Source organism: Novosphingobium umbonatum (genome assembly GCF_004005905.1).
Taxonomy (GTDB): Bacteria; Pseudomonadota; Alphaproteobacteria; order Sphingomonadales; family Sphingomonadaceae; genus Novosphingobium; species Novosphingobium umbonatum.
Window position 1 is genome coordinate 1 of record NZ_SACO01000011.1, and the last position, 18,634, is coordinate 18,634.

19 protein-coding genes, 1 tRNA gene and 1 pseudogene are annotated in these 18,634 nt (G+C 62.1%); 9 read left to right on the forward strand and 12 right to left on the reverse strand.

The window, feature by feature from the left end:
• From EOE18_RS13325 to EOE18_RS13345, 5 genes and pseudogenes are all read right to left on the reverse strand, one after another.
• Positions 1 to 245, reverse strand: a pseudogene (locus tag EOE18_RS13325) (IS21 family transposase); the annotation flags it as partial.
• 334 nt (positions 246 to 579) lie between these two features.
• Positions 580 to 654 (reverse strand) — tRNA-Gln (locus EOE18_RS13330).
• A 121-nt stretch (positions 655 to 775) separates the two neighbouring features.
• Positions 776 to 1,642 (reverse strand): glutathione-dependent disulfide-bond oxidoreductase, encoded by an 867-nt coding sequence (gene yghU, locus EOE18_RS13335; RefSeq protein WP_127710339.1) that lies wholly within the window; start codon positions 1,640 to 1,642, stop codon positions 776 to 778.
• A 242-nt stretch (positions 1,643 to 1,884) separates the two neighbouring features.
• Positions 1,885 to 2,988, reverse strand: coding sequence for a branched-chain amino acid aminotransferase (locus EOE18_RS13340; RefSeq protein WP_127710341.1), 1,104 nt, complete (start codon positions 2,986 to 2,988; stop codon positions 1,885 to 1,887).
• Between the two features lie 737 nt (positions 2,989 to 3,725).
• Positions 3,726 to 4,265, reverse strand: a complete 540-nt coding sequence (locus tag EOE18_RS13345; RefSeq protein WP_127710343.1) for a hypothetical protein — start codon at positions 4,263 to 4,265, stop codon at positions 3,726 to 3,728.
• A 56-nt stretch (positions 4,266 to 4,321) separates the two neighbouring features.
• Here EOE18_RS13345 and EOE18_RS13350 point away from each other — a divergent pair, with 56 nt between their 5' ends.
• The 3 genes from EOE18_RS13350 (at position 4,322) to EOE18_RS13360 (ending at position 6,175) form a co-directional block, all read left to right on the forward strand.
• Positions 4,322 to 5,083, forward strand: a complete 762-nt coding sequence (locus tag EOE18_RS13350) for a TlyA family RNA methyltransferase (RefSeq protein ID WP_181953056.1) — start codon at positions 4,322 to 4,324, stop codon at positions 5,081 to 5,083.
• Between the two features lie 186 nt (positions 5,084 to 5,269).
• On the forward strand, positions 5,270 to 5,824 hold the full coding sequence (locus EOE18_RS13355) for a TspO/MBR family protein (RefSeq protein ID WP_127710347.1): 555 nt from the start codon (positions 5,270 to 5,272) through the stop codon (positions 5,822 to 5,824).
• A gap of 102 nt (positions 5,825 to 5,926) precedes the next feature.
• Positions 5,927 to 6,175, forward strand: coding sequence for an accessory factor UbiK family protein (locus EOE18_RS13360; RefSeq protein WP_127710349.1), 249 nt, complete (start codon positions 5,927 to 5,929; stop codon positions 6,173 to 6,175).
• A gap of 509 nt (positions 6,176 to 6,684) precedes the next feature.
• Here the strand turns inward: EOE18_RS13360 and EOE18_RS13365 are convergent.
• Both EOE18_RS13365 and EOE18_RS13370 read right to left on the reverse strand, forming a co-directional pair.
• Positions 6,685 to 7,374, reverse strand: coding sequence for a PEPxxWA-CTERM sorting domain-containing protein (locus EOE18_RS13365; protein WP_127710351.1), 690 nt, complete (start codon positions 7,372 to 7,374; stop codon positions 6,685 to 6,687).
• Between the two features lie 239 nt (positions 7,375 to 7,613).
• Positions 7,614 to 8,411: an EF-hand domain-containing protein gene (locus EOE18_RS13370; protein ID WP_127710353.1), complete on the reverse strand. Its 798-nt coding sequence runs from the start codon at positions 8,409 to 8,411 to the stop codon at positions 7,614 to 7,616.
• Positions 8,412 to 8,537: 126 nt separating this feature from the next.
• Between EOE18_RS13370 and recO the strand changes: the two genes are divergently transcribed.
• The 3 genes from recO to EOE18_RS13385 all read left to right on the forward strand — a co-directional run bounded on the left by recO (position 8,538) and on the right by EOE18_RS13385 (position 11,587).
• On the forward strand, positions 8,538 to 9,164 hold the full coding sequence (recO, locus tag EOE18_RS13375) for a DNA repair protein RecO (RefSeq protein WP_127710355.1): 627 nt from the start codon (positions 8,538 to 8,540) through the stop codon (positions 9,162 to 9,164).
• 16 nt (positions 9,165 to 9,180) lie between these two features.
• Positions 9,181 to 10,239, forward strand: coding sequence for a 3-isopropylmalate dehydrogenase (gene leuB, locus EOE18_RS13380; protein ID WP_127710357.1), 1,059 nt, complete (start codon positions 9,181 to 9,183; stop codon positions 10,237 to 10,239).
• Between the two features lie 205 nt (positions 10,240 to 10,444).
• Positions 10,445 to 11,587 (forward strand): glycosyltransferase, encoded by a 1,143-nt coding sequence (locus tag EOE18_RS13385; RefSeq protein ID WP_127710359.1) that lies wholly within the window; start codon positions 10,445 to 10,447, stop codon positions 11,585 to 11,587.
• A 56-nt stretch (positions 11,588 to 11,643) separates the two neighbouring features.
• On the opposite strand, the gene EOE18_RS13390 is transcribed toward EOE18_RS13385, so the two are convergent.
• Positions 11,644 to 12,906: a phospholipid carrier-dependent glycosyltransferase gene (locus EOE18_RS13390; RefSeq protein WP_127710361.1), complete on the reverse strand. Its 1,263-nt coding sequence runs from the start codon at positions 12,904 to 12,906 to the stop codon at positions 11,644 to 11,646.
• Positions 12,907 to 12,979: 73 nt separating this feature from the next.
• Here EOE18_RS13390 and EOE18_RS13395 point away from each other — a divergent pair, with 73 nt between their 5' ends.
• Complete coding sequence (locus tag EOE18_RS13395; RefSeq protein WP_127710363.1) at positions 12,980 to 14,188, forward strand: trans-sulfuration enzyme family protein; 1,209 nt, start codon at positions 12,980 to 12,982, stop codon at positions 14,186 to 14,188.
• Positions 14,189 to 14,212: 24 nt separating this feature from the next.
• Here EOE18_RS13395 and EOE18_RS13400 read toward each other — a convergent pair whose 3' ends face one another.
• Positions 14,213 to 14,647: a DUF6628 family protein gene (locus EOE18_RS13400; RefSeq protein ID WP_127710365.1), complete on the reverse strand. Its 435-nt coding sequence runs from the start codon at positions 14,645 to 14,647 to the stop codon at positions 14,213 to 14,215.
• 154 nt (positions 14,648 to 14,801) lie between these two features.
• Between EOE18_RS13400 and apaG the strand changes: the two genes are divergently transcribed.
• Positions 14,802 to 15,212, forward strand: a complete 411-nt coding sequence (gene apaG, locus EOE18_RS13405; RefSeq protein WP_127710367.1) for a Co2+/Mg2+ efflux protein ApaG — start codon at positions 14,802 to 14,804, stop codon at positions 15,210 to 15,212.
• A gap of 71 nt (positions 15,213 to 15,283) precedes the next feature.
• Positions 15,284 to 16,066 carry a LysR family transcriptional regulator gene (locus EOE18_RS13410; protein ID WP_127710370.1) on the forward strand — a complete coding sequence of 261 codons (783 nt, stop codon included), beginning with the start codon at positions 15,284 to 15,286 and terminating at the stop codon, positions 16,064 to 16,066.
• On the opposite strand, the gene EOE18_RS13415 is transcribed toward EOE18_RS13410, so the two are convergent.
• The 3 genes from EOE18_RS13415 to EOE18_RS13425 all read right to left on the reverse strand — a co-directional run bounded on the left by EOE18_RS13415 (position 16,056) and on the right by EOE18_RS13425 (position 18,595).
• Positions 16,056 to 16,823 carry a hypothetical protein gene (locus EOE18_RS13415; protein ID WP_127710372.1) on the reverse strand — a complete coding sequence of 256 codons (768 nt, stop codon included), beginning with the start codon at positions 16,821 to 16,823 and terminating at the stop codon, positions 16,056 to 16,058. The genes EOE18_RS13410 and EOE18_RS13415 overlap by 11 nt on opposite strands.
• A 298-nt stretch (positions 16,824 to 17,121) precedes the next feature.
• Positions 17,122 to 17,904: a 3-hydroxybutyrate dehydrogenase gene (locus EOE18_RS13420; protein WP_127710374.1), complete on the reverse strand. Its 783-nt coding sequence runs from the start codon at positions 17,902 to 17,904 to the stop codon at positions 17,122 to 17,124.
• A gap of 91 nt (positions 17,905 to 17,995) precedes the next feature.
• A complete protein-coding gene (locus tag EOE18_RS13425; RefSeq protein WP_164852756.1) occupies positions 17,996 to 18,595 on the reverse strand; it encodes a nucleotidyltransferase family protein in 600 nt (199 codons plus the stop codon).
• Between the last annotated feature and the right edge of the window lie 39 nt (positions 18,596 to 18,634).

Here is an 18,634-nt window from a genome sequence, read left to right on the forward strand (position 1 = left end):
AGCTGCTTGGCTGTCCGCTTCTGCTTGCGCGATTTGCCCGCCTCCACCCGTAGCCAACCTGTCAGTTTCTCGGCAAACGGGTCCAGCTTACTTGGTCGATCTGGCACTTTGAACACCGGCTCTACCGCGTCGGCGCGAAGATATTTGCGGATCGTGTTGCGCGACAAGCCGGTACGCAGCTTGATCTCGCGAATGGGAATGCCTTGGCGAAAGTGCCAGCGGCGGATCACACTGAGTAGGTCCATGTCGATCACTCCGATGCCTCCCGACTGTCAGCCGGAGGCGAGGAAAGCATGGGTCAATTCTCAGTGAAAATTTACGCCCCTCCCGGGTCAATTCTCAGCGCAACTCAACACCCGGTAGTCAGGTTGATGCGAATCGCGCTCAAACTGGGGCTTACAAAACGGCGCGGCAAAGCGCTGCTTCGCCTGCAAGGCGTGGGACTTTGCTCCTAACTAGGTTGCATCTAATTCGGCGATAAGCAGCCGGTTTTTCGCGGTTGTGACAGTGACACAGACCGGTCACACACGGACTGGGGATTTTCGTCTATCAAATTGATTTTCAACGATAATAAGGAAATGGCTGGGGCGGGAGGATTCGAACCTCCGCATGGCGGTACCAAAAACCGCTGCCTTACCGCTTGGCTACGCCCCAGCATGGCGATTGTCTCGCCGCCAACCTTCCGGTCGGGAGGAGGCGCTTAGCCCGATTGGGGGCGGATGAAAAGAGGCAATTTGCATAAAGCCTCAATTTTCCGCCCCCTTGGGCAAAGGCCTTAGAAGCCGCGTACCACATCGCCCAGCAATTCGGGCGGCAGAGTGGCGAAATCCTCGGCGCTATGGCGCTCGATCAGGCCCTTGCGATTGTTGACCAGACGGCCACGCTTGACCGCCGGACGCGCGTCAATCTCGCCCACCCAGCGGCCCACATGCTCATATTCATCCAGCGTCAGGAAAGCCTTGGCTTCGCCATAGGCCTCGCCGCGATAGAGATTGCCCATCCATGTATAGGCGGCGATATCGGCGATGGAATAATCCTCCCCGCCCAGGAAACGGCTTTGCGCCAGACGGTTGTTGGCCACGTCGAACAGGCGCTTGGTTTCCATCGCATAGCGGTTGATGGCATATTCGATCTTCACCGGCGCATAGTGATAGAAATGGCCAAAGCCGCCGCCCATGAAGGGCGCGCTGCCCATTTGCCACATCAGCCAACTGATGGTTTCGGTGCGGGCGGGGCCGCTGGCGGGCAGGAAGGCGCCGAATTTTTCGGCCAGATGCATCAGGATCGCGCCCGATTCAAACACGCGCACCGGCTCGGCTCCGCTGCGGTCGAGCAGGGCGGGGATTTTGGAATTGGGGTTGATGTCGACAAAACCCGAACCGAACTGATCGCCCGCGCCAATGTCGATAAACCATGCGTCATATTCGGCTTCGCTGAAACCGGCGGCCAGCAGTTCCTCGAACATGATCGTCACTTTTTGCCCATTGGGCGTGGCCAGCGAATAGAGCTGGAAAGCATGTTCGCCCACGGGCAGCGCCACTTCGCGCTGGGCACCGGCGGTGGGGCGGTTGATATTGGCGAACTGGCCGCCATTGGCCTTGTCCCATGTCCATATGGCGGGCGGGGTATAGGTGTCGGTCATCTTTCGGCTCCTGCTCTCATGGGGTCCATACAGATTGTATGTGATGCATCCTATTTTGGCGCATCAGCGGGGGAGGGCAAGCAGAAAGATAGGGTGGGGCAGCCTTTGCTGCCAGTCGCGGGGCACAAGAATGTGTTGGCCAAGGGCAACAAAGCTTTGCTTGCCCGCAGGGTGGACAGGGGCATGAACAAAAAAAGGGGGCGTTGCGGCCCCCTTTTCCCGTTTTACGTTTTGCCCAAGGCTCAGGCGATCTTCACCACCCAGCCATGCGGATCGGGCGCCTGACCGCGCTGGATGGCCACCAGACGGTCCTTCAGCTTGGCCGTGGTCTGGCCGGGGCCGCCGCTGCCGATAGTAAAGCTGCTGCCATCGGGCGAGGCGACCTTGCCCACCGGCGTCACCACCGCGGCCGTGCCGCAAGCGAAAGTTTCCAGCAGGCGGCCCGAGGCGGCATCCTCGCGCCACTGGTCGATGCTATAGCGTTCCTCGCGCACGGTCAGGCCTTCCTCGCGGGCCAATTGGATCAGGCTGGCGCGGGTGATGCCGGGCAGGATCGTACCGGCCAGCGGCGGGGTCAGCAGGCTGCCATCCTCAAAGCCGAAGAACAGGTTCATGCCGCCCAGTTCTTCGACCCATTTATGCTCTGCCGCGTCAAGGAACAGCACCTGATCATGGCCGCGTGCAAAGGCTTCGGCGGTGGGCACCAGACTGGCCGCATAATTGCCGCCGCATTTGGCCGCGCCCGTGCCGCCCGGCGCCGCGCGAGTATAGTCCGAAACCCAGATCGACACGGCGGGGGCGCCGCTCTTGAAATAATTGCCTGCGGGGCTGGCGATGACGATGAACTTATACTGCTTGGCCGCGCGCACGCCCAGAAACGCCTCGGTGGCGATCATGAAGGGGCGCAGGTAGAGCGAGGCGCCTTCCTGTGCGGGGATCCACTCGCGGTCGGCCAGCACCAGGCGCTTCACCGCCTCGACGAACAATTCCTCCGGCAATTCGGGCATGGCCAGACGCTGTGCGCTGGCGTTGAAGCGCTGCGCATTGGCTTCGGGGCGGAACAGGGCCACCGAGCCATCGGCATGGGCATAGGCCTTCAAGCCTTCAAAGATCTCCTGCGCATAATGCAGCACGCTGGCGGCCGGATCGAGCGCGATAGGGCCGCGCGGGCCCAAGGTGGCATCGTGCCAGCCCTGTCCCTCGGTCCATTCGATCACCACCATGTGATCGGTAAATTGCGTGCCAAAGCCGGGGTTGGCCAGAATGCTGGCGCGCACATCCGCCGGTGTCGGGGCGGGGTGGGGCAGGCTGGCGAAGGAAAGCGGGGCTTCGGCGATGGTCGCCATGGGATTCGACTCCTTGGGGTTGGATGCGAGCCCTTTGAACGAAAGTTGCGCGCAGTTCAACCTAAATGTAATTTAAAAACGCGCCCCGCAGGTGCAGCGGCGCGGGCTACGCCGGCTTCTTGCGGCAATTTGATCGGCCGGTCCAGATGTTTGCGTGAGCCATTTTGCGCATAGCGCGGCGGGGATCAGCGTTACCCGCAAAAGAGCGTGCCCCCTAAAGAGCCTACCCCCAAAAGAGAAAGCCTGCGCGTAACCCTGTAAAGGATCAGCGCAGGCTTTCGCATGGTCAGCGGCCGGAAAGTGCCGCCCGTAGAGCCTCTATCGCTTAAACGTCCACTTTTTAGCGATAATGCTCCGCGATGCGCAATGCCGACCTCTCTGCTGAACCATGAGACATCGGATCACCTCCTTTCGCGCTTAGAGCCATAGGGAGCCGCACGTCTCCTGCCGGCAGCGGACCAACCCTGCATGGCAAGATCTGAACGACGGGGCGGGCGACGCTTTCACCCATTCCCTAGAACGGAAGGTTCCCCATTTTTGAAAGCACAACAAGACTTGATCGCAAAAATTTTGCTGTCACACTCGCGGCCTTCAAGGGGGCTTGGGCGCGTCGAATCCCGATGTTTCGGGCCTGCTGTGGCGGGGCAGATTACGCGCCGGATGGCCGCCGGTCCTTATCCACAATTTTGCCGGTGAAGGCCTGATTCGCAGGGGCGCTTTTCGCCTCCTTGGCGGTGCTATTTGCCCCCGCTTTGGCGGCAATCATCGACCACGCGGCCAAATTCGGGCGTAGCGGGCAGGATCAGGGGCGCAAGGCCGGGCACTTCCACCATCCAGCGCCCGCGTGAAAAGGCGATGGCGTCCAGCAACTTTTCACCCACCGGCAGGTTCACCAGCAGGCGGCTCCCTTCCAGCAGGCTGGCATCCAGCACGCGCTGGCCGCGACTGGTGGTAATGGCCAAAGTGGGGGTAAGCGGGGCGCTGTGGCTGGCATGCAGGGTGATCTGCACAAAGCGGTGATCGCTGCTGCATTGTGCGGTTAGTTGCTGGGAAGGCGCGGCAAAGCGGGCCTGCGCGGGCCTATGTCCAGTGTCCAGCTGCCAATGCCCCTCGGCCACGGGCGCGCTTTGCCAGTCCAGCGGCTGGGCCACGGGCGGCGGGGCAGGGCGCGGAGCGGCCACCACCGGAGCGGGGGCGGGCGGGGCTGCGGGCGGCACCGTGCAAGCGGCCAGCGTCAGGGTGAGCAGCAGGAGCGAGCTTTGCGGATTTGCCTTCATCGCTTCCCTATGGAATGAGGCCCCCGTCTAAGCAACCCTGCGATAGAGTACTCTCGATGACCGACCCGAAACCCCGTCCCGCTAAAAAAATCCGCGTCGATCAAATGCTGGTGGAACGCGGGCTGGCCGAGAGCCGCGCGCGGGCGCAGGCTTTGGTGCTGGCGGGGCTGGTGTTCAGCGGTGAGACCAAGATTGCCAAGTCGGGCCAGACCTTGCCCGCCGATGCCCCGCTGGAAACGCGGGGGCGCGATCATCCATGGGTCAGCCGTGGCGGGATCAAGCTGGCCCATGCCATCGCCCATTTCGGGCTGGACCCGCAAGGTGTGACCGCGATGGATATTGGCAGCTCGACCGGCGGCTTTACCGATGTCCTGCTGACCCATGGCGCGGCGCATGTGTTCGCGGTGGATTCGGGCACCAACCAATTGGCGTGGAAATTACGGCAGGACCCGCGCGTGACCGTGCTGGAACAGACCAGTGCCCGTATCCTGACGCCCGACCATATTACCGCGCCTTGCACTTGGGTGGTGTGCGATGCCAGCTTCATCGGCCTGTCCAAAGTTCTTGAAGTGCCGCTGGCCTTGGCCGCGCCGCAGTGCCGCCTGGTTGCGCTGATCAAGCCGCAATTTGAAGTGACCCGCGCCGAAGTGGGCAAGGGCGGGGTGGTGCGCGATCCGGCGCTGCATGAACGCGTCTGTGGCGAGGTCAAGGCTTGGGTGGAAGGCTTGGGCTTTATCGTCGATGGCATCGAGCCTAGCCCGATCACCGGACCAGAGGGCAATGTCGAGTTCCTGATCGCGGCGCGGCGGGGGTTTTGAGGGGGTAATTACGCATTTCTCCTGAATTGCCTGTTATACGGAAATAGACTTGGTTCGCGCGGCTTTGTGGATGGGCTTGCCCGTCCCCTCCATAATTTCACAGATTGCAAGATAAGGTTTCGCTTCCTCCTCATTCCCCGCTAGATTCAGGCTGAAACGATGTTCGCGACAGGATCCTTTTTAGGCATGACCGAAATAGCCTCGCCCAGCCAATTGCGCGCCGCGCTTGCCCGATGGGCTTTGGTGACCGTGCCGGGGATCAACCTGTTGGGCTTCATCTCCGCCCGTTTCAGCTTTAGCGGCGAGAGCAATCCGTGGTTCTCGTCCTTGATCAAGCCGGAGATCTATCCGCCCGCGATTGCCTTTCCGATCGTGTGGACCTTGCTTTATGTGCTGATGGGCGTGTCGCTGGCCATGGTGATTACCGCGCGCGGTGCAAGGGCGCGCGGGCTGGCGGTGGGGCTGTTCGGGCTGCATCTGCTGGCCAATCTGGCATGGTCGCCGCTGTTTTTCGGGGCGCATCAAATGACCTGGGCGCTGGCCGATATTGCGGTGATGGCGCTCAGCCTGTTGCTGGTGATGGTGGTGTTTGCGCGGGTGCGGCCTTGGGCGGCATGGTTGCTGGTGCCCTATATGGCGTGGATCCTGTTCGCCTCGGTGCTCAATTGGCAGTTTCTGACGCTCAACCCTGCGGCCGATGGTGTGGCCGGCGATGTGCCGGTGGTGCGGGTGCAATTGTAAACAAGGCCCTCTTGCAGTTCGCGTGTCGCAGGGCCATTTAGGCGGCGTGATTGGCGCTGTGGCCTTTGGTGGGCTTTGCGCCATAGATATGGAGCATCACCAATGCAGAGCGACAACCCTTTCATCGCCGATTTCGTCAAGATGATGAACAGCGCGGCGGGCACTTTTGCCGGTGCCACGCGTGAGGCGCGCGATGCGGCGCGTGAACGTTTCCGTGAAGCCTTTGGCGGGCTGGATTTTGTGAGCCGCGAGGAATTTGACGCGGTGAAGGCTTTGGCCACCAAGGCTCGCGAAGAGGTGGAAGATCTGAAGGCCCGTCTGGCCGCGCTGGAGGCCAAGTCGGGCGAATAAGCCGGTTGGGCAGGATTTTGGGGAAGGGGCGCTCGGTTTGGGCGCCCTTTTCTTTTGGGCAGGCTTGTTCATCGGGCAGGCTGGGGCGCGCTCTGGCGTCAGAGTTTGGGCATATCATCGAACTATGACTGAAAAATCAGGTCGGCCTTACGGGCGCCTGTCTGGGCGCGGAGGGCTGCCTTCGCGTGCGACCGGCCGGGTAAAGGCTTGGCAAACAGCCCGGCTCGACCCTGTGGCCTTGGCGCGGATCGGGCGGGCGGGCTCGCAAGAACCGCGCGATCCTGTCGGTGCGTGGCCCTAATGGGCGGCGGCACCGGCGCTAGAACCATATTGGCGATGCGTTGGCCTACGACTGTGGCGTCACAATCCGCGTGGACCAGCCCGCAAGGCCGACCTGAAACACCGATGCATCTGACGCGTTCAGCGCAGCGGATGGCGGATTGTTAACCGATATGGTTCTATTTGTCAAGATGGGGCGCCGAAACGCATCGGCGCCCCAAGGGCAGTCTTTAGGCCAGCGCCAGATCGCCGCGCGACTGCGCCTTGGCCTGTGCCTTGGCGCGGCGCATGGCATGGGCCACCACGCCAAAGCCCAGAATCATCAGCGCCCAAGTGGCCGGTTCGGGGACGGCGGCAACCGCGCTGGTCAGGCTGCCCTGAATGGTAAATGCAGCGTCAGAGATGCTGGGGTTGTAGAAGATGCCGCTATTCGTGGATTGCGAGGCGCGGTTGAGCAAAGTTTGGCCCGAGGTGATGTAAGAGGTCAAGCCGCCATTGGCGTTGTTCTGGATGCCAAGCCAATAGGTGCCGGATGCAAGCGAGATGTTGAGGCCGGTGACCGTGGTCAGCGCGGTTCTGCTACCGGTTGCCGTGTTGGTGCCAATGCTATTGCCCGAGAACAGCGGGCCTGCGGCGAAACTGGTGACCGGATTGGACGCCCAGATCGACCAATTGGTGCTGTTGTAGGATCCGGAGTAGTAATAGGAATTGTAGGTAAAGCCGGAGATGGTTGAAGCTGCCGTCAGGCTGAAATCGTCGTAGATGTTCCAGCCCAGGCCACCGCAAGAATAGCCCGAAGAACTGCACCAATTGCTGGCGGCTGCAGGCCCGCCATTGTCCCAAAGCGTAGTCGCCGCCTGTGCGGCATTGGCGCCGAACAAGGTTGCTGCGGCGGCGATGGCAATAGCGAACTTCTTCATGGCATTGTCTCCGGTTATATTTATGCTGCAGACTTATTTTATATATTAACTATAAATCTGCATTTCATGGGGAGTTGAGATAAAGCGGCTGATGAAGTTTGGATATTTTGTTATGTCATGATTTGCAAATGGGTAAAATGAGCTGTCTCTTCGCGGGACGGTTCATTGCGCATTCATGAAAAAGCCCCGCCGGTGAGGGCGGGGCTCTGAATTCTTGGGGAATTTATAGTTCAGGATGGTTAATCCTGCGGCGGCGGGCCTCCGGCCATGCGCCCTTCCGGCGGCCTGCCTTCCGGCCCGCGACCACCCATCGGCCCACCCTTGGGCTCACCACGCAGGCCATCCAGTTCCTCGCGCACCAGATAGGTGTCGTGGTTGGCGTCGGCCTTGTCGAAACGCGCGCCTTCATAGGCCAGCAATTCTTCCAGACTGACGCCGGCGTCGTAATTGAGATTGGCCTTGGCGATCACCACCGCGTTGAATGGCTCGATCGCCATGGCCAGCGCCATGTCGCGTTCCTTGTCGCCCAGCACGGGGCCGACCGAATCGGGGATGATCTCGCCCACCGCGTCAAAGCTCTGTTCCATCTGCGCGGCGGAGCCTTTCGCGCCCTGCCATGCGGCAAATTCGGCCTCGTCGATGCGGCCGTCATGGTTGGCGTCGATGCGGGTGAAGCGGTTGTGGATCACGGCCATGCGGCGGGCATTCACCACGCCTTCGAATTCGGCCAGCGTGACGATGCCATCCTTGTTGGTGTCGACAAGGCGGAACATGGCGGTGACGGCTTCGTCAAATTGCTTGCGGGCGATGGGTTTCATGGTCTTGGGCGCGCGCGGGCCGGATGGGCCTTCGCCGCCTTCGGGCGGGCCGCCGCGTCCGCCGCCGCCACCGGGGCCGCCCATGCCGCCGCCGCCGCCCATACCGCCGCCCATTCCGCCCATACCGCCACCCATGCCGCCCATCTGGGCATGGGCCGTACCGGCCAGCAGTGTGGCGGCCAGAATCCCTGTCAGAATTCCCGTCATAATCTTGCGCATCAGCGTCGCCCTTTAATGAATCCGTTGATGTCGCAACCCTTGGGTGGCGATGCAGAGGCCAAGCTTGCGGAAAGCTGAACAGGTGGGCCTCTTGTCGTAACCAAACGCGCAGGGCATTGGGGCGGGATGCAAATTCGCTCCTCCGCCATCATCTGTTCCGCGCGTGCCCATGGCGAGGTGGGGATGATCGTGCGGATGATGAGCGAGGCGCATGGCATGTTGGCAGGCTATGTCTCGGGCGGGCGCGGGCGCGAGATGCGGCCCGTTTTGATCCCCGGCAATGCGGTGATGGCCGATCTGCGCGCCCGCACCCCCAGCCAGCTGCCCGCCGCGCGGGTGGAACTGGCCATCAGCCGCGCGCCTTTCCTGAGCGAGCCTTTGCCTGCCGCCGCCATTGGCTGGGTTACCAGTTTTTGCGCAAGTGTCCTGCCCGAAAGGCAGCCCTATCCGGCCATCCATCACGCGTTGGAGGCTTTGCTGGAGGCGGTTTGCCATGCGCCCTCGGCGCGCGGATGGGCGCCTGCCTTGCTGGCCTTTGAGGCCTTGGTGCTGCGCGAATTGGGCTATGGTGAGCGGTTTGGCGCGGGCGCGGATGGCCAGCGCTGGCTGGATGGCGGCGATTGGGGCGAGGTTCTGGCGCGTTTTGACCGGATCGGCATGGCGCTATCGCGCTATCTGCTTGCCGATCGGCGCGGCGATGTTATGGGGGCGCGCGAGATATTGCGCCACCGTCTGGGGCGTATGGCGGCTTGAACAAGAGGTTTGACCCATGAAGATTGCGGTTTTCGCCGGTGACGGCATCGGTCCCGAAGTGACGGCACAGGCCGTGCGCGTGTTGAACGCGCTGGCGATTGACGGGCTGGAAATGGTGGAAGGCGATGTGGGCGGCGCGGCCTATTACAAGCATGGCCATCCCTTGCCCGAAGCCACGCTGGAGATTGCCCGCAATGTGGACGGCATCCTGTTTGGCGCGGTGGGCGATTTTTCCTGCGACCATCTGGAACGCGCTTTGCGCCCCGAACAGGCCATTCTGGGCCTGCGCAAGGCCTTGAGCCTGTTTGCCAATCTGCGTCCGGCCAAGCTGTTTGCGGGCATGGAAGGCTTTTCGGCTTTGCGTCCGGAAGTGGCCAGCGCGATTGACCTGTTGATCGTGCGCGAGCTGAACGGCGATGTTTATTTCGGCGAAAAGGGCATGCGCAAGACAGAGGATGGCCGCCGTCAGGGCTGGGACATGATGTCCTATGCCGAGGACGAAGTGCGCCGCATCGCGCATGAAGGTTTCAAGGCAGCGCAAAAGCGCGGCGGAAAGCTGTGCAGCGTGGACAAGGCCAATGTGCTGGAAACCAGCCAGCTGTGGCGCGATGTGGTGATCGAGGTTTCGGCCGAATATCCCGATGTGGAACTCTCCCACATGTATGTCGACAATGCCGCGATGCAGCTGGTGAAGTCGCCCGGCCAGTTTGACGTGATTGTCACCGGCAATCTGTTTGGCGATATCCTGTCGGATCAGGCCAGCATGTGCGTGGGTTCGATCGGCCTGCTGGCCTCGGCCTCGTTGGGCACGCGCCAGACCGAATATGGCACGGTGGGTCTGTATGAGCCGATCCATGGTTCGGCCCCCGACATTGCAGGGCAAAACAAGGCCAATCCGATGGCCACCATCCTGTCGGCGGCGATGTTGCTGCGCCACTCGCTGGGTCTGGGTGAACAGGCGGACCGGATCGAGGCGGCGGTGGCCAAGGCTTTGGCCGATGGCATTCGCGGCGGCGATCTGGGCGGCAATGCCTCGACCAGCGAAATCGGCGACGCGGTGCTGGCGCGCCTTTAAGCCGACATTTTTGTCATGCAGGGTTAAGGCCGCCTTCGCCAATGGGTGCGGGCGGCCTTATTCTTGGCCGAATGCGGCCGGTCTTGCCACGATTTGACCAAAGTTTCTGTGCAAGGCGCGGCCATCCCACGGATGCGACAGTTTTGCTGGCGGATATAAGGCTTGGGGCACCTGCGTTACGCTGGCTCTGGAACAGTTTGAGATTATGGAAAAAACCCTAGAACTTGCCATTGTGCTGCCCACGTTGAACGAGCGCAAGAACCTGCGCCGTCTGGTGGAACGACTCGATAATGCGTTGCAAGGGATCGCCTGGGAGGCGATCATTGTCGACGATAACAGCCGCGATGGCACCTCGGACGAGGCCCGCGCCATCAGCCTGGAAGACCCGCGCATTCGCTGCATCCAGCGCATTGGCCGCCGTGGTCTGGCCAGCGCCGCGATTGAGGGCATGTGCGCCACCGCCGCGCCGGTGGTGGCGGTGATGGATGCCGATCACCAGCATGATCCCAAGCTGTTGCCCGGCATGTTGGCCGCGATCAACAGCGGCGACTATGATCTGGCCTATGCCAGCCGCTTTGCCGAAGGGGCCAGCACCGAGGCATGGGGCCGCCCCGACCGCGTGAAGGCCAGCGGCCTGGCCAACAAGATCGCCCGCAAGGTGACCGGCGTCGATCTGTCCGACCCGATGAGCGGCTATTTCATGCTGCCCACCGCCATTTTGCGGGGCGATGCGGATCGTCTTTCGGGTGTGGGTTTCAAAATCCTGCTCGACATTCTGGCCACGGTGGATACGCCATTGCGGGTCAAGGAATTCCCCCTCGATTTCGCCGCGCGTGCCGAAGGCGAAAGCAAGCTTGATCGGACGGTTGTGTTTGAATTTCTGATTGGCCTTTATGACAAGTGGCTTGGCCGCATCATCCCTACCCGCTTTGCCCTGTTCGGCACGGTGGGGGCCATGGGCGTGGTGGTGCAATTTGCCATGCTGTGGCTGATGCTATCGGTCGTGCTGGGCGAGCGTTTCGTCTATGGCCATTGGTCGAGCGATGAGACGACTTTCAACATTGCCAATACGATTGCCGCTTTGGTGGCGATGACGTTCAACTTCGTGCTGAACAATGAACTGACCTATGCCGACAAGCGTCTGCGCGGGCTGGGGCCTTTGCTGCGCGGCTGGCTGAACTTTGCGGTCACCTGCTCGCTGGGCCTGTTGACCAACATTGGCGCCACGGCGGCCTTGAAGCGTATGCATATCAATGATGTGATTGCGGTGCTGGTGGGCATTGTGCTGGCGGCGGTGTGGAACTTCGCCCTGTCGAGCAAGTTCGTTTGGGGCAAATACGGGAACTGATGGTTCCTGTCGCTCGGTTTGAAAACCCGCCGGAGTTTAACGCTCCGGCGGGTTTTTTATCTCCAGCTGTCCAGCCACATCCATTGTTCAAAGCTGCGCGCGCCATGGGATAAAGGTGCAGCCGAAAGGATGGGGTAGAACCAGACCATCACGCCAATGGAGAGCAGCACGATCCCCGCAGCCTCGCGCCGCCAGCGTTGCCCCGCCTGCCACAGGCCATCCACCGCCAGCGCAAGAGCCGCCATCAAGCAGGTGCCGGGCAGCAGATAGTGGTAATAGAATTGCACCGGCTTGGCCGCCACCACCCATAGGCCAAGGCTGGCAAGGTAAGCGGCCAGCACCAGCGCGGCATCCACCCGCCTTTGCGCATAGGCGACCCAGCTGCACCAGACCAAAGCTACCAGCCCCGCCAGCATGGAAAAGGGATTGCCCAGCAGCACCACACCCCGCTGCGCCCCTTCAGTGAATTCATACAGATACCAGATCGCGCGCCAGTTGATGATCCATTGGCTCCACACGCTTTGATAGGGGTGATGTTTGATCACGCCTTCCTGCAGGTCCAGCATGGTGCGATGCCAGCCCAAAGGGTCCCATGGCGAGATGGCATCATGCGCATGATGGAACGCGGGCCAGAAGGTGAGCCAATAGGCGATAAGGGGCAGGGCGATGGTGTAAAACAGCACAGGCCCCCAGCCGAGCCGGTTCAGCTTATCAGGGCGCAAAAGTCTCAGCGCCAGCAAGGCGAAAGCGGCCAGCGCCCAGAGCGGCAGGGCGCTCCATTTCGCCCCCAGCGCCAGACCAAAGCCTACCCCGCCCAGTGCCAGCCACAGGATGCGCCGCGCTGGATGGGCGGTGCTGTCCATCGCCGCTCCGCTCCACAGCGCCAGCGCCAGCATGGCAAAGCCCGCCATCACCATATCCAGCATGGCAATCCGGCTTTGCACAAACCATGCAAAATCGCTGGCCAGCAGGACCATGCCCGCCAGAGCCGCCACCGGCCTGCCAGTGATCCACCATAGGCAGCGGCCAAAGGCTAGCAGTCCCATACAGCCCATCACCGCGCTGGGCAGGCGCCATGCCATGGGTGTATCGCCCAAAAGGCGGATGGACAGCGCCATCAGGCTTTTGGCGAAAAGCGGATGTTCGGGATTGGCGGGCAGGCCCTGCAACATGGCGCGGGCGGCGGGTATATAGTGGATCTCGTCAAAGAACAGTTTGGCGGGTGTGGCCAGATGCCAGAACACCAGCAGGGCAAAGCCCAGCGTCAGCAGGATTTGCAGCCTTAGCGGGTCTTGCGGGCGGGCTTTGGTGCCGATCATGCGATCTTGGTTAAGAGCGCGCTGCCCCCGAAGCAAGCTTGCCCAAGCGCGAGCGTGCAATTAAAGCGATGACATGAAAAGAAGCACTGGACAGGATCGCAAGATCACCTCGAATTGGCGTAGCGCAACGCAGGCTGTGCGCGGCGGCACTTGGCGCAGCGAAATGGGCGAGACCAGCGAGGCCATTTTCATGACCTCGGGCTATTCCTATGACGATGCCGAAACACCGGCGGACCGCTTTGCGGGCAAGATCCCCGGCATGACCTATTCGCGCACCGCCAACCCCAGCGTGCAAATGCTGGAAGAGCGTATCGCGTTGATGGAAGGGGCCGAGGCCTGCCGTTGTCAGGCCAGCGGCATGGGCGCCATGTCCAGCGTGATGCTGTGCCAATTGTCGGCGGGCGATCATATGGTGATTGCCAAAGCCGCCTTTGGCCCGACCCGCTGGGTAACGGATAATCTGTTGCCGCGTTTCGGGATTGAAGTGACGGCGGTGGACGGGCGCGACCTCAACCAGTGGCAAGATGCGATCAAGGACAACACCAAGCTGTTCTTCTTTGAAACGCCCGCCAATCCAACCATGGATCTGGTGGATATTGCCGAGGTTTCCAAGATTGCCCATGCGCGCGGCATTCGCGTGGTGGTGGACAATGCCTTTGCCAGCGTGGCTTTGCAGCGCCCGCTGGACCATGGCGCGGATGTGGTGGCCTATGCGGCGACCAAGCTGATGGATGGTTCGGGCCGCACTCTGGCAGGCGCGATTGCGGGCGATGCGCAATTCATCAACACCATCCTGCATCCCTATACGCGCAACACGGGCAATGTGCTCTCGCCCTTTAACGCTTGGGTGGTGCTCAAGGGGTTGGAAACGCTGGAACTGCGCGCCAAGGCGCAGGCGGCGGCCGCGCTCGATCTGGGCGCATGGCTGGAAACGCGTCTGCCGCGCGTGTTGCATCCCGGCCTTGCCAGCCATCCCCAGCATGATCTGGTGAAAAAGCAGATGTATGCGGCGGGCTCGATCTTTTCGTTCGAGGTTGATGGCGGGCGCGAGCAGGCGATGAAGCTGCTCAACGCTCTGCAATTGATCGATATTTCGAACAATATTGGCGATACCAAAACGCTGATGACCCATCCGGCCAGCACCACCCATTCCTCCATCTCCCCCGCCACCCGCGCCGAAATGGGCGTGAGCGAGGGCATGTTGCGCATCAGCGTGGGGCTGGAGGATGTGCAGGATCTGAAGGATGATCTCGACGCGGCGATGAAGTCGGTCGGCCTGTAAAAACGGGTTGTAATAGGGGGGGGGCTATTCCCCCACCGTCACCAGTCGCCGCCCGCTATCGGCAATCGCGCCTGCCAGAACTTGCGCGGTGGCCAGCAGCGAGGCGGCGGCATGGGGCTGTGACAGGCTTTGCGCATAGGCGCTGGCGCGGGCGGGGTCCTGCAGCGCCAGCGTGATCGTGCCCAGCAGCGCCGCCTCGTCCTGCGTCATGCGCGGGGCGCAGCAGGGGGCGATGCGGATGGCATGATCGGCCCCTTGCGAGGCCTGCATCACATAGGCGCGCAGCAGCACCAGAACTTTCCGGAAATGCAGGCCGAATTGCTGCATCATCATCATTGACGCGCCTGCTTCAAACAGGCCCAGCGCCGCCATGCGCCGCATCGCCACCAGCATGGCGCGGGTGGTGGGACAAAAGGGCGCGACATGGGGGAGGAGGCTGGCGACGGGATCGGTTTGCATGGTGGGACTCCTTGACTGACGACTCGATGTTATGTTTATTGCGAGTCATTATCAATATAAATCCCGCTCATCCCCTCATGGCTTTTGCTCAACCCGTCGCATTGTCCCTTTAGCATGGTTGCAGCGCGCCTGCCTCCTCGCTACCTTTCCTTCCATGAAGCAACTGTTCCAGCATTCGGCCACCACCCATGGCGTCACCGTGCGAGTCGCGGTCAATTTCCTGCCCGAACAATCGCGTATCGAGGCGGGGAAATGGTTTTGGGTCTATCATATCCGGATCGAGAATGGCTCTGACCAGACGCTGCAATTGCTCAGCCGCCATTGGCGCATCACCGATGGGCATGGCGCGGTCAATCTGGTGGATGGCGAAGGCGTGGTGGGCGAAACGCCGGTGCTGGCGCCCGGCCACAGCCATGATTACGTGTCGGGCTGCCCCTTGGCCACCGCCCATGGCAGCATGGAAGGCTATTACACGTTCCGCATCCATGCTGGCGCGCGCGAGGGGGATATGATCCGCGTGGCGATCCCGCATTTCGCGCTGGCGGCGCCGGCCACGGCGGGGTGAAAGTTTTGGCTGTTGCGCCTAAACGCAGCCTGTCTTGACGAAAGGCGCGGGCGGCGCGACAAGCTGCGCCCATGAAGCGCACCCATCTTCCGCTTAACGCCCTGCGCGTGTTTGACGCCGCCGCGCGCCATTTGTCCTTCACCCGCGCGGCGGATGAATTGGCGGTGACGCCTGCCGCCGTGGGCCAACAGATTCGCGCTTTGGAGGATTTGCTGGGCGTGGTGCTGTTCCGCCGCACGACCAAGGGGCTGGAGCTGACCGACGAGGCGCAGGCGGGGCTATCCTCTTTGCGCGCCGGTTTCCTGCAGTTTGAGGACGCGGTGCAGGCGATGCAGGCGGGGCAATCGGCCCATGTCTATACGATTGCCGCCCCCCGCGATATTTTCAACGCATGGCTGGCCCCGCGTCTGGCCGAATTCCGCGCCGCCAATCCTGATGCGCGCATGGTGTTGGTGGATGGCGATGCCACCGATTTTACCGAGGCGAATCTGGACCTTGCCCTGCGTCTGGCCGATGGTCCTGCCGATTTGCAGGGGGTGCAGATCGGCGCGGCGCAGCAGGTGACCGTGGGGGCGGGCGAATGGATCGCCTGGCCCGGAGACCCTTTCCCCGCGGGCGAGGGTGTGGATGTCGGCCTGCAAGTGGGTGATGCGGGACAGGCCATGGGTGCCGCCGCCGCTGGGCTTGGCAAGGCGCGCGTGCCTATGCTGCTGGCGCAGGGCTGGCTGGAAATGGGTCGTGTAGAGGCTGTGGGCGAACCGGAGGACTGCCACCGCGCCTATTGGCTGGTGGCGCCCTTGCCGCAATGGCGGCAGAAGAAGGTCAAGGCTTTGGTGGCGCATCTTACCGCTTGAGCTTTGCCTCCTCCAGTTCCAGCTTGGCGGCCTGAATTTCCTCTAACCGGCTGCGTAAACGGCGGTTTTCGGCGCGCAATTGCGTGACCTCCACCTTTTCACGCAAGCTTGGCGTTGGTGTCGCGCCGCGTGGGGCCATGGGAAAACCACGCTGGGGCACGGCGGGTTGATAGGTCAGGCGGCGCGGCTTTTTCTTCATAAAGCCCGATGCCAGCATTTTGCCAAAGCTGGATAGCCACGCGCTGATCGCGGCGATCAAGCCTTCGCCTTGGCGGGTGAGGGCGCGGTTGCGCGGCAGGATGGTGGGTTGTTGGCTGGTTGATGGTTGGTTTGCGACCAGGGGCTCATGTCTATCGGGCAGCGTTATGGCAGGGCGCGATGTGGCTGGTTGGGCCACGGGGGTGGCGGGCGCTTTGACCGCTTTAGGCACCGTTGTTTTGGGGAGCGCCATTTCCGGCATGGCAATGCTGGCAATCGCCACGCCCAAAGGCTTTGGCGAGACCAGACCGGCGGGGAAGGCGGGCGCGGTTTTTGCGGGTGCTACGTCCTGCTTCACAGGCGCGTCAACCTTGCGCAGGGCGGCCATGGCCTGATGGCGGTTCAGCTTGGCCGGAGCCTTGCGGCGTTTGTGCAAAGGTTTGGCGCCGGTGACCAATGCCGCCTCGGTCTTGGCGCTATGCCTTGCGGCCAGTCGGCGGAATTGGCGTTTTTGCGTGGCGATCCGGTTGCGTCCGGTGTTCATTGTGCTGGTCGGCATGGCTCGTCCCACCCCCCACGGGTCAGAAGTGCAGCTTCTATGTTGGGGCAAGGCGGGCTTTGCTGGGTCTCGTCCTTGCCTTGACTCCTGTTTGGCATGGCAGTGGAGTCGGGGCAAAGCGTAGATGCGCCTTAATTGGATGGTGTGGCTGGGGGTAAAAGTTGCGCGGATATTGCAAATTTGCGCGATTTTTGTATGGAACGCCTGCGTTACTGGCAATTGCTTATCGGTAATTACTTATGCTGCTCTGGACGAGGCGGCGTAAAAGCCTGCCCCGCCCCATGCTGACACTTTGAATTTATTCCATGAACCAACCATGGCTGGCCACCAGCGACTGACCGGTCAGCGCATTGGTGGGGAAGGCGGCAAAGAACAGCGCCACTTCGGCGATGTCTTCGATGGTGGTGAATTCCCCATCCACCGTCTGGCCCAGCATCACCTTTTTGATCACTTCCTCTTCGGAAATGCCCAACTCGCGCGCTTGTTCCGGAATTTGCTTATCGACCAGCGGCGTCCGCACAAAACCGGGGCAGACCACATTGGCGCGCACGCCTTTGGTGCCGCCCTCGCGCGCGATGGAGCGGGCAAGGCCCAGCAAGCCATGCTTGGCGGTGACATAGGCCGATTTCAAGGGACTGGCCATTTTGGAATGGACCGAACCCATAAGAAGGATCGAGCCGGACCCTTGCGCGTACATATGTGGCAGCACCGCCTTGCTGGTGAGGAAAGCGCCATCCAGATGGATCGCCAGCATCTTTTTCCAGTCGGCAAAGGCGAAATTTTCCACCGGATTGACGATCTGCACCCCCGCATTAGACACCAGCACATCCACCGTGCCCCAACGCGCCACCGTGGCGGCGACGCCTGCTTCCACCTGTTCCTCGCTGGTGACATCCATGGCGATGCCGATGGCTTCACCCGGCCCCTGTGCGGTCAGTTCGGCAGCGGCAGCAGCGGCGGCCTCGCCATTCAGGTCCGCCAGCGCCACCTTGCCCCCTTCGGCCACAAAGCGGCGGGCGATGCCAAGGCCCAGCCCGCTGGCCGCGCCGGTGACGATGCAGATCTTGTTATTGAGTTGCATGGGGAAAGGCTCCGTGGTCTGTCTTGGGGCGCAGTCTAGGCTCGCAAAGGTCGGCAGGGCAAGCGGGCGTTAGCGCTAGTTTGGCGTAACTTTAGTCGGTGGCCGCGCCTTGCCAGCGGGCCAGATCGTCCGGTGTGTCCAGATCATCGGTGTAGCGCTTGTGGTCGACATCCAGCCAGTCAATCCGGTCAGGATGGGCATCCAGATAGGCGCGGGGGGGCAGGCCATTGTCGCGCAGGGCGGCCAAAGCGGCAGGGGATAGCAGCACCGGATTGCCGCGCTGGCCCAGATGGCGGGGGATGGTGATGCGGTGGGGGCGATGCGCGGCGATCAGCGCGGTGATATCCGCAGCTTGCAACCAAGGCTGATCGGCCAAGGCCAGCAGCGCGCCTTGGGAGATATCCGTCAGCGCGGCGATCCCGATGCAGGCCGAGGTGCCCTGTTCGGTCAGCGGATCGGGATTTTCCAGTAGCCTCAGCGGCAGGCCTGCCAAAGCCTGCGCCAAGGCACTATCTGGCGCGGCCTCGCCCTTGCGGCCCACCACCAAGAGTTCAAGGCCCAGATCGAGATAGAGCCGCGCGCTGCGCCGGACCAAAGCTTCGCCCGCGATGGGCAGTAGCCTTTTGTCCCGTCCCATACGGCGCGATTGGCCGGCGGCCAGCAATATGACAGGGGGGGAGGGCTGGTTCATCGCCCCCTTGTGCCGCGCTTGGGGCAGAATGGGAAGCGG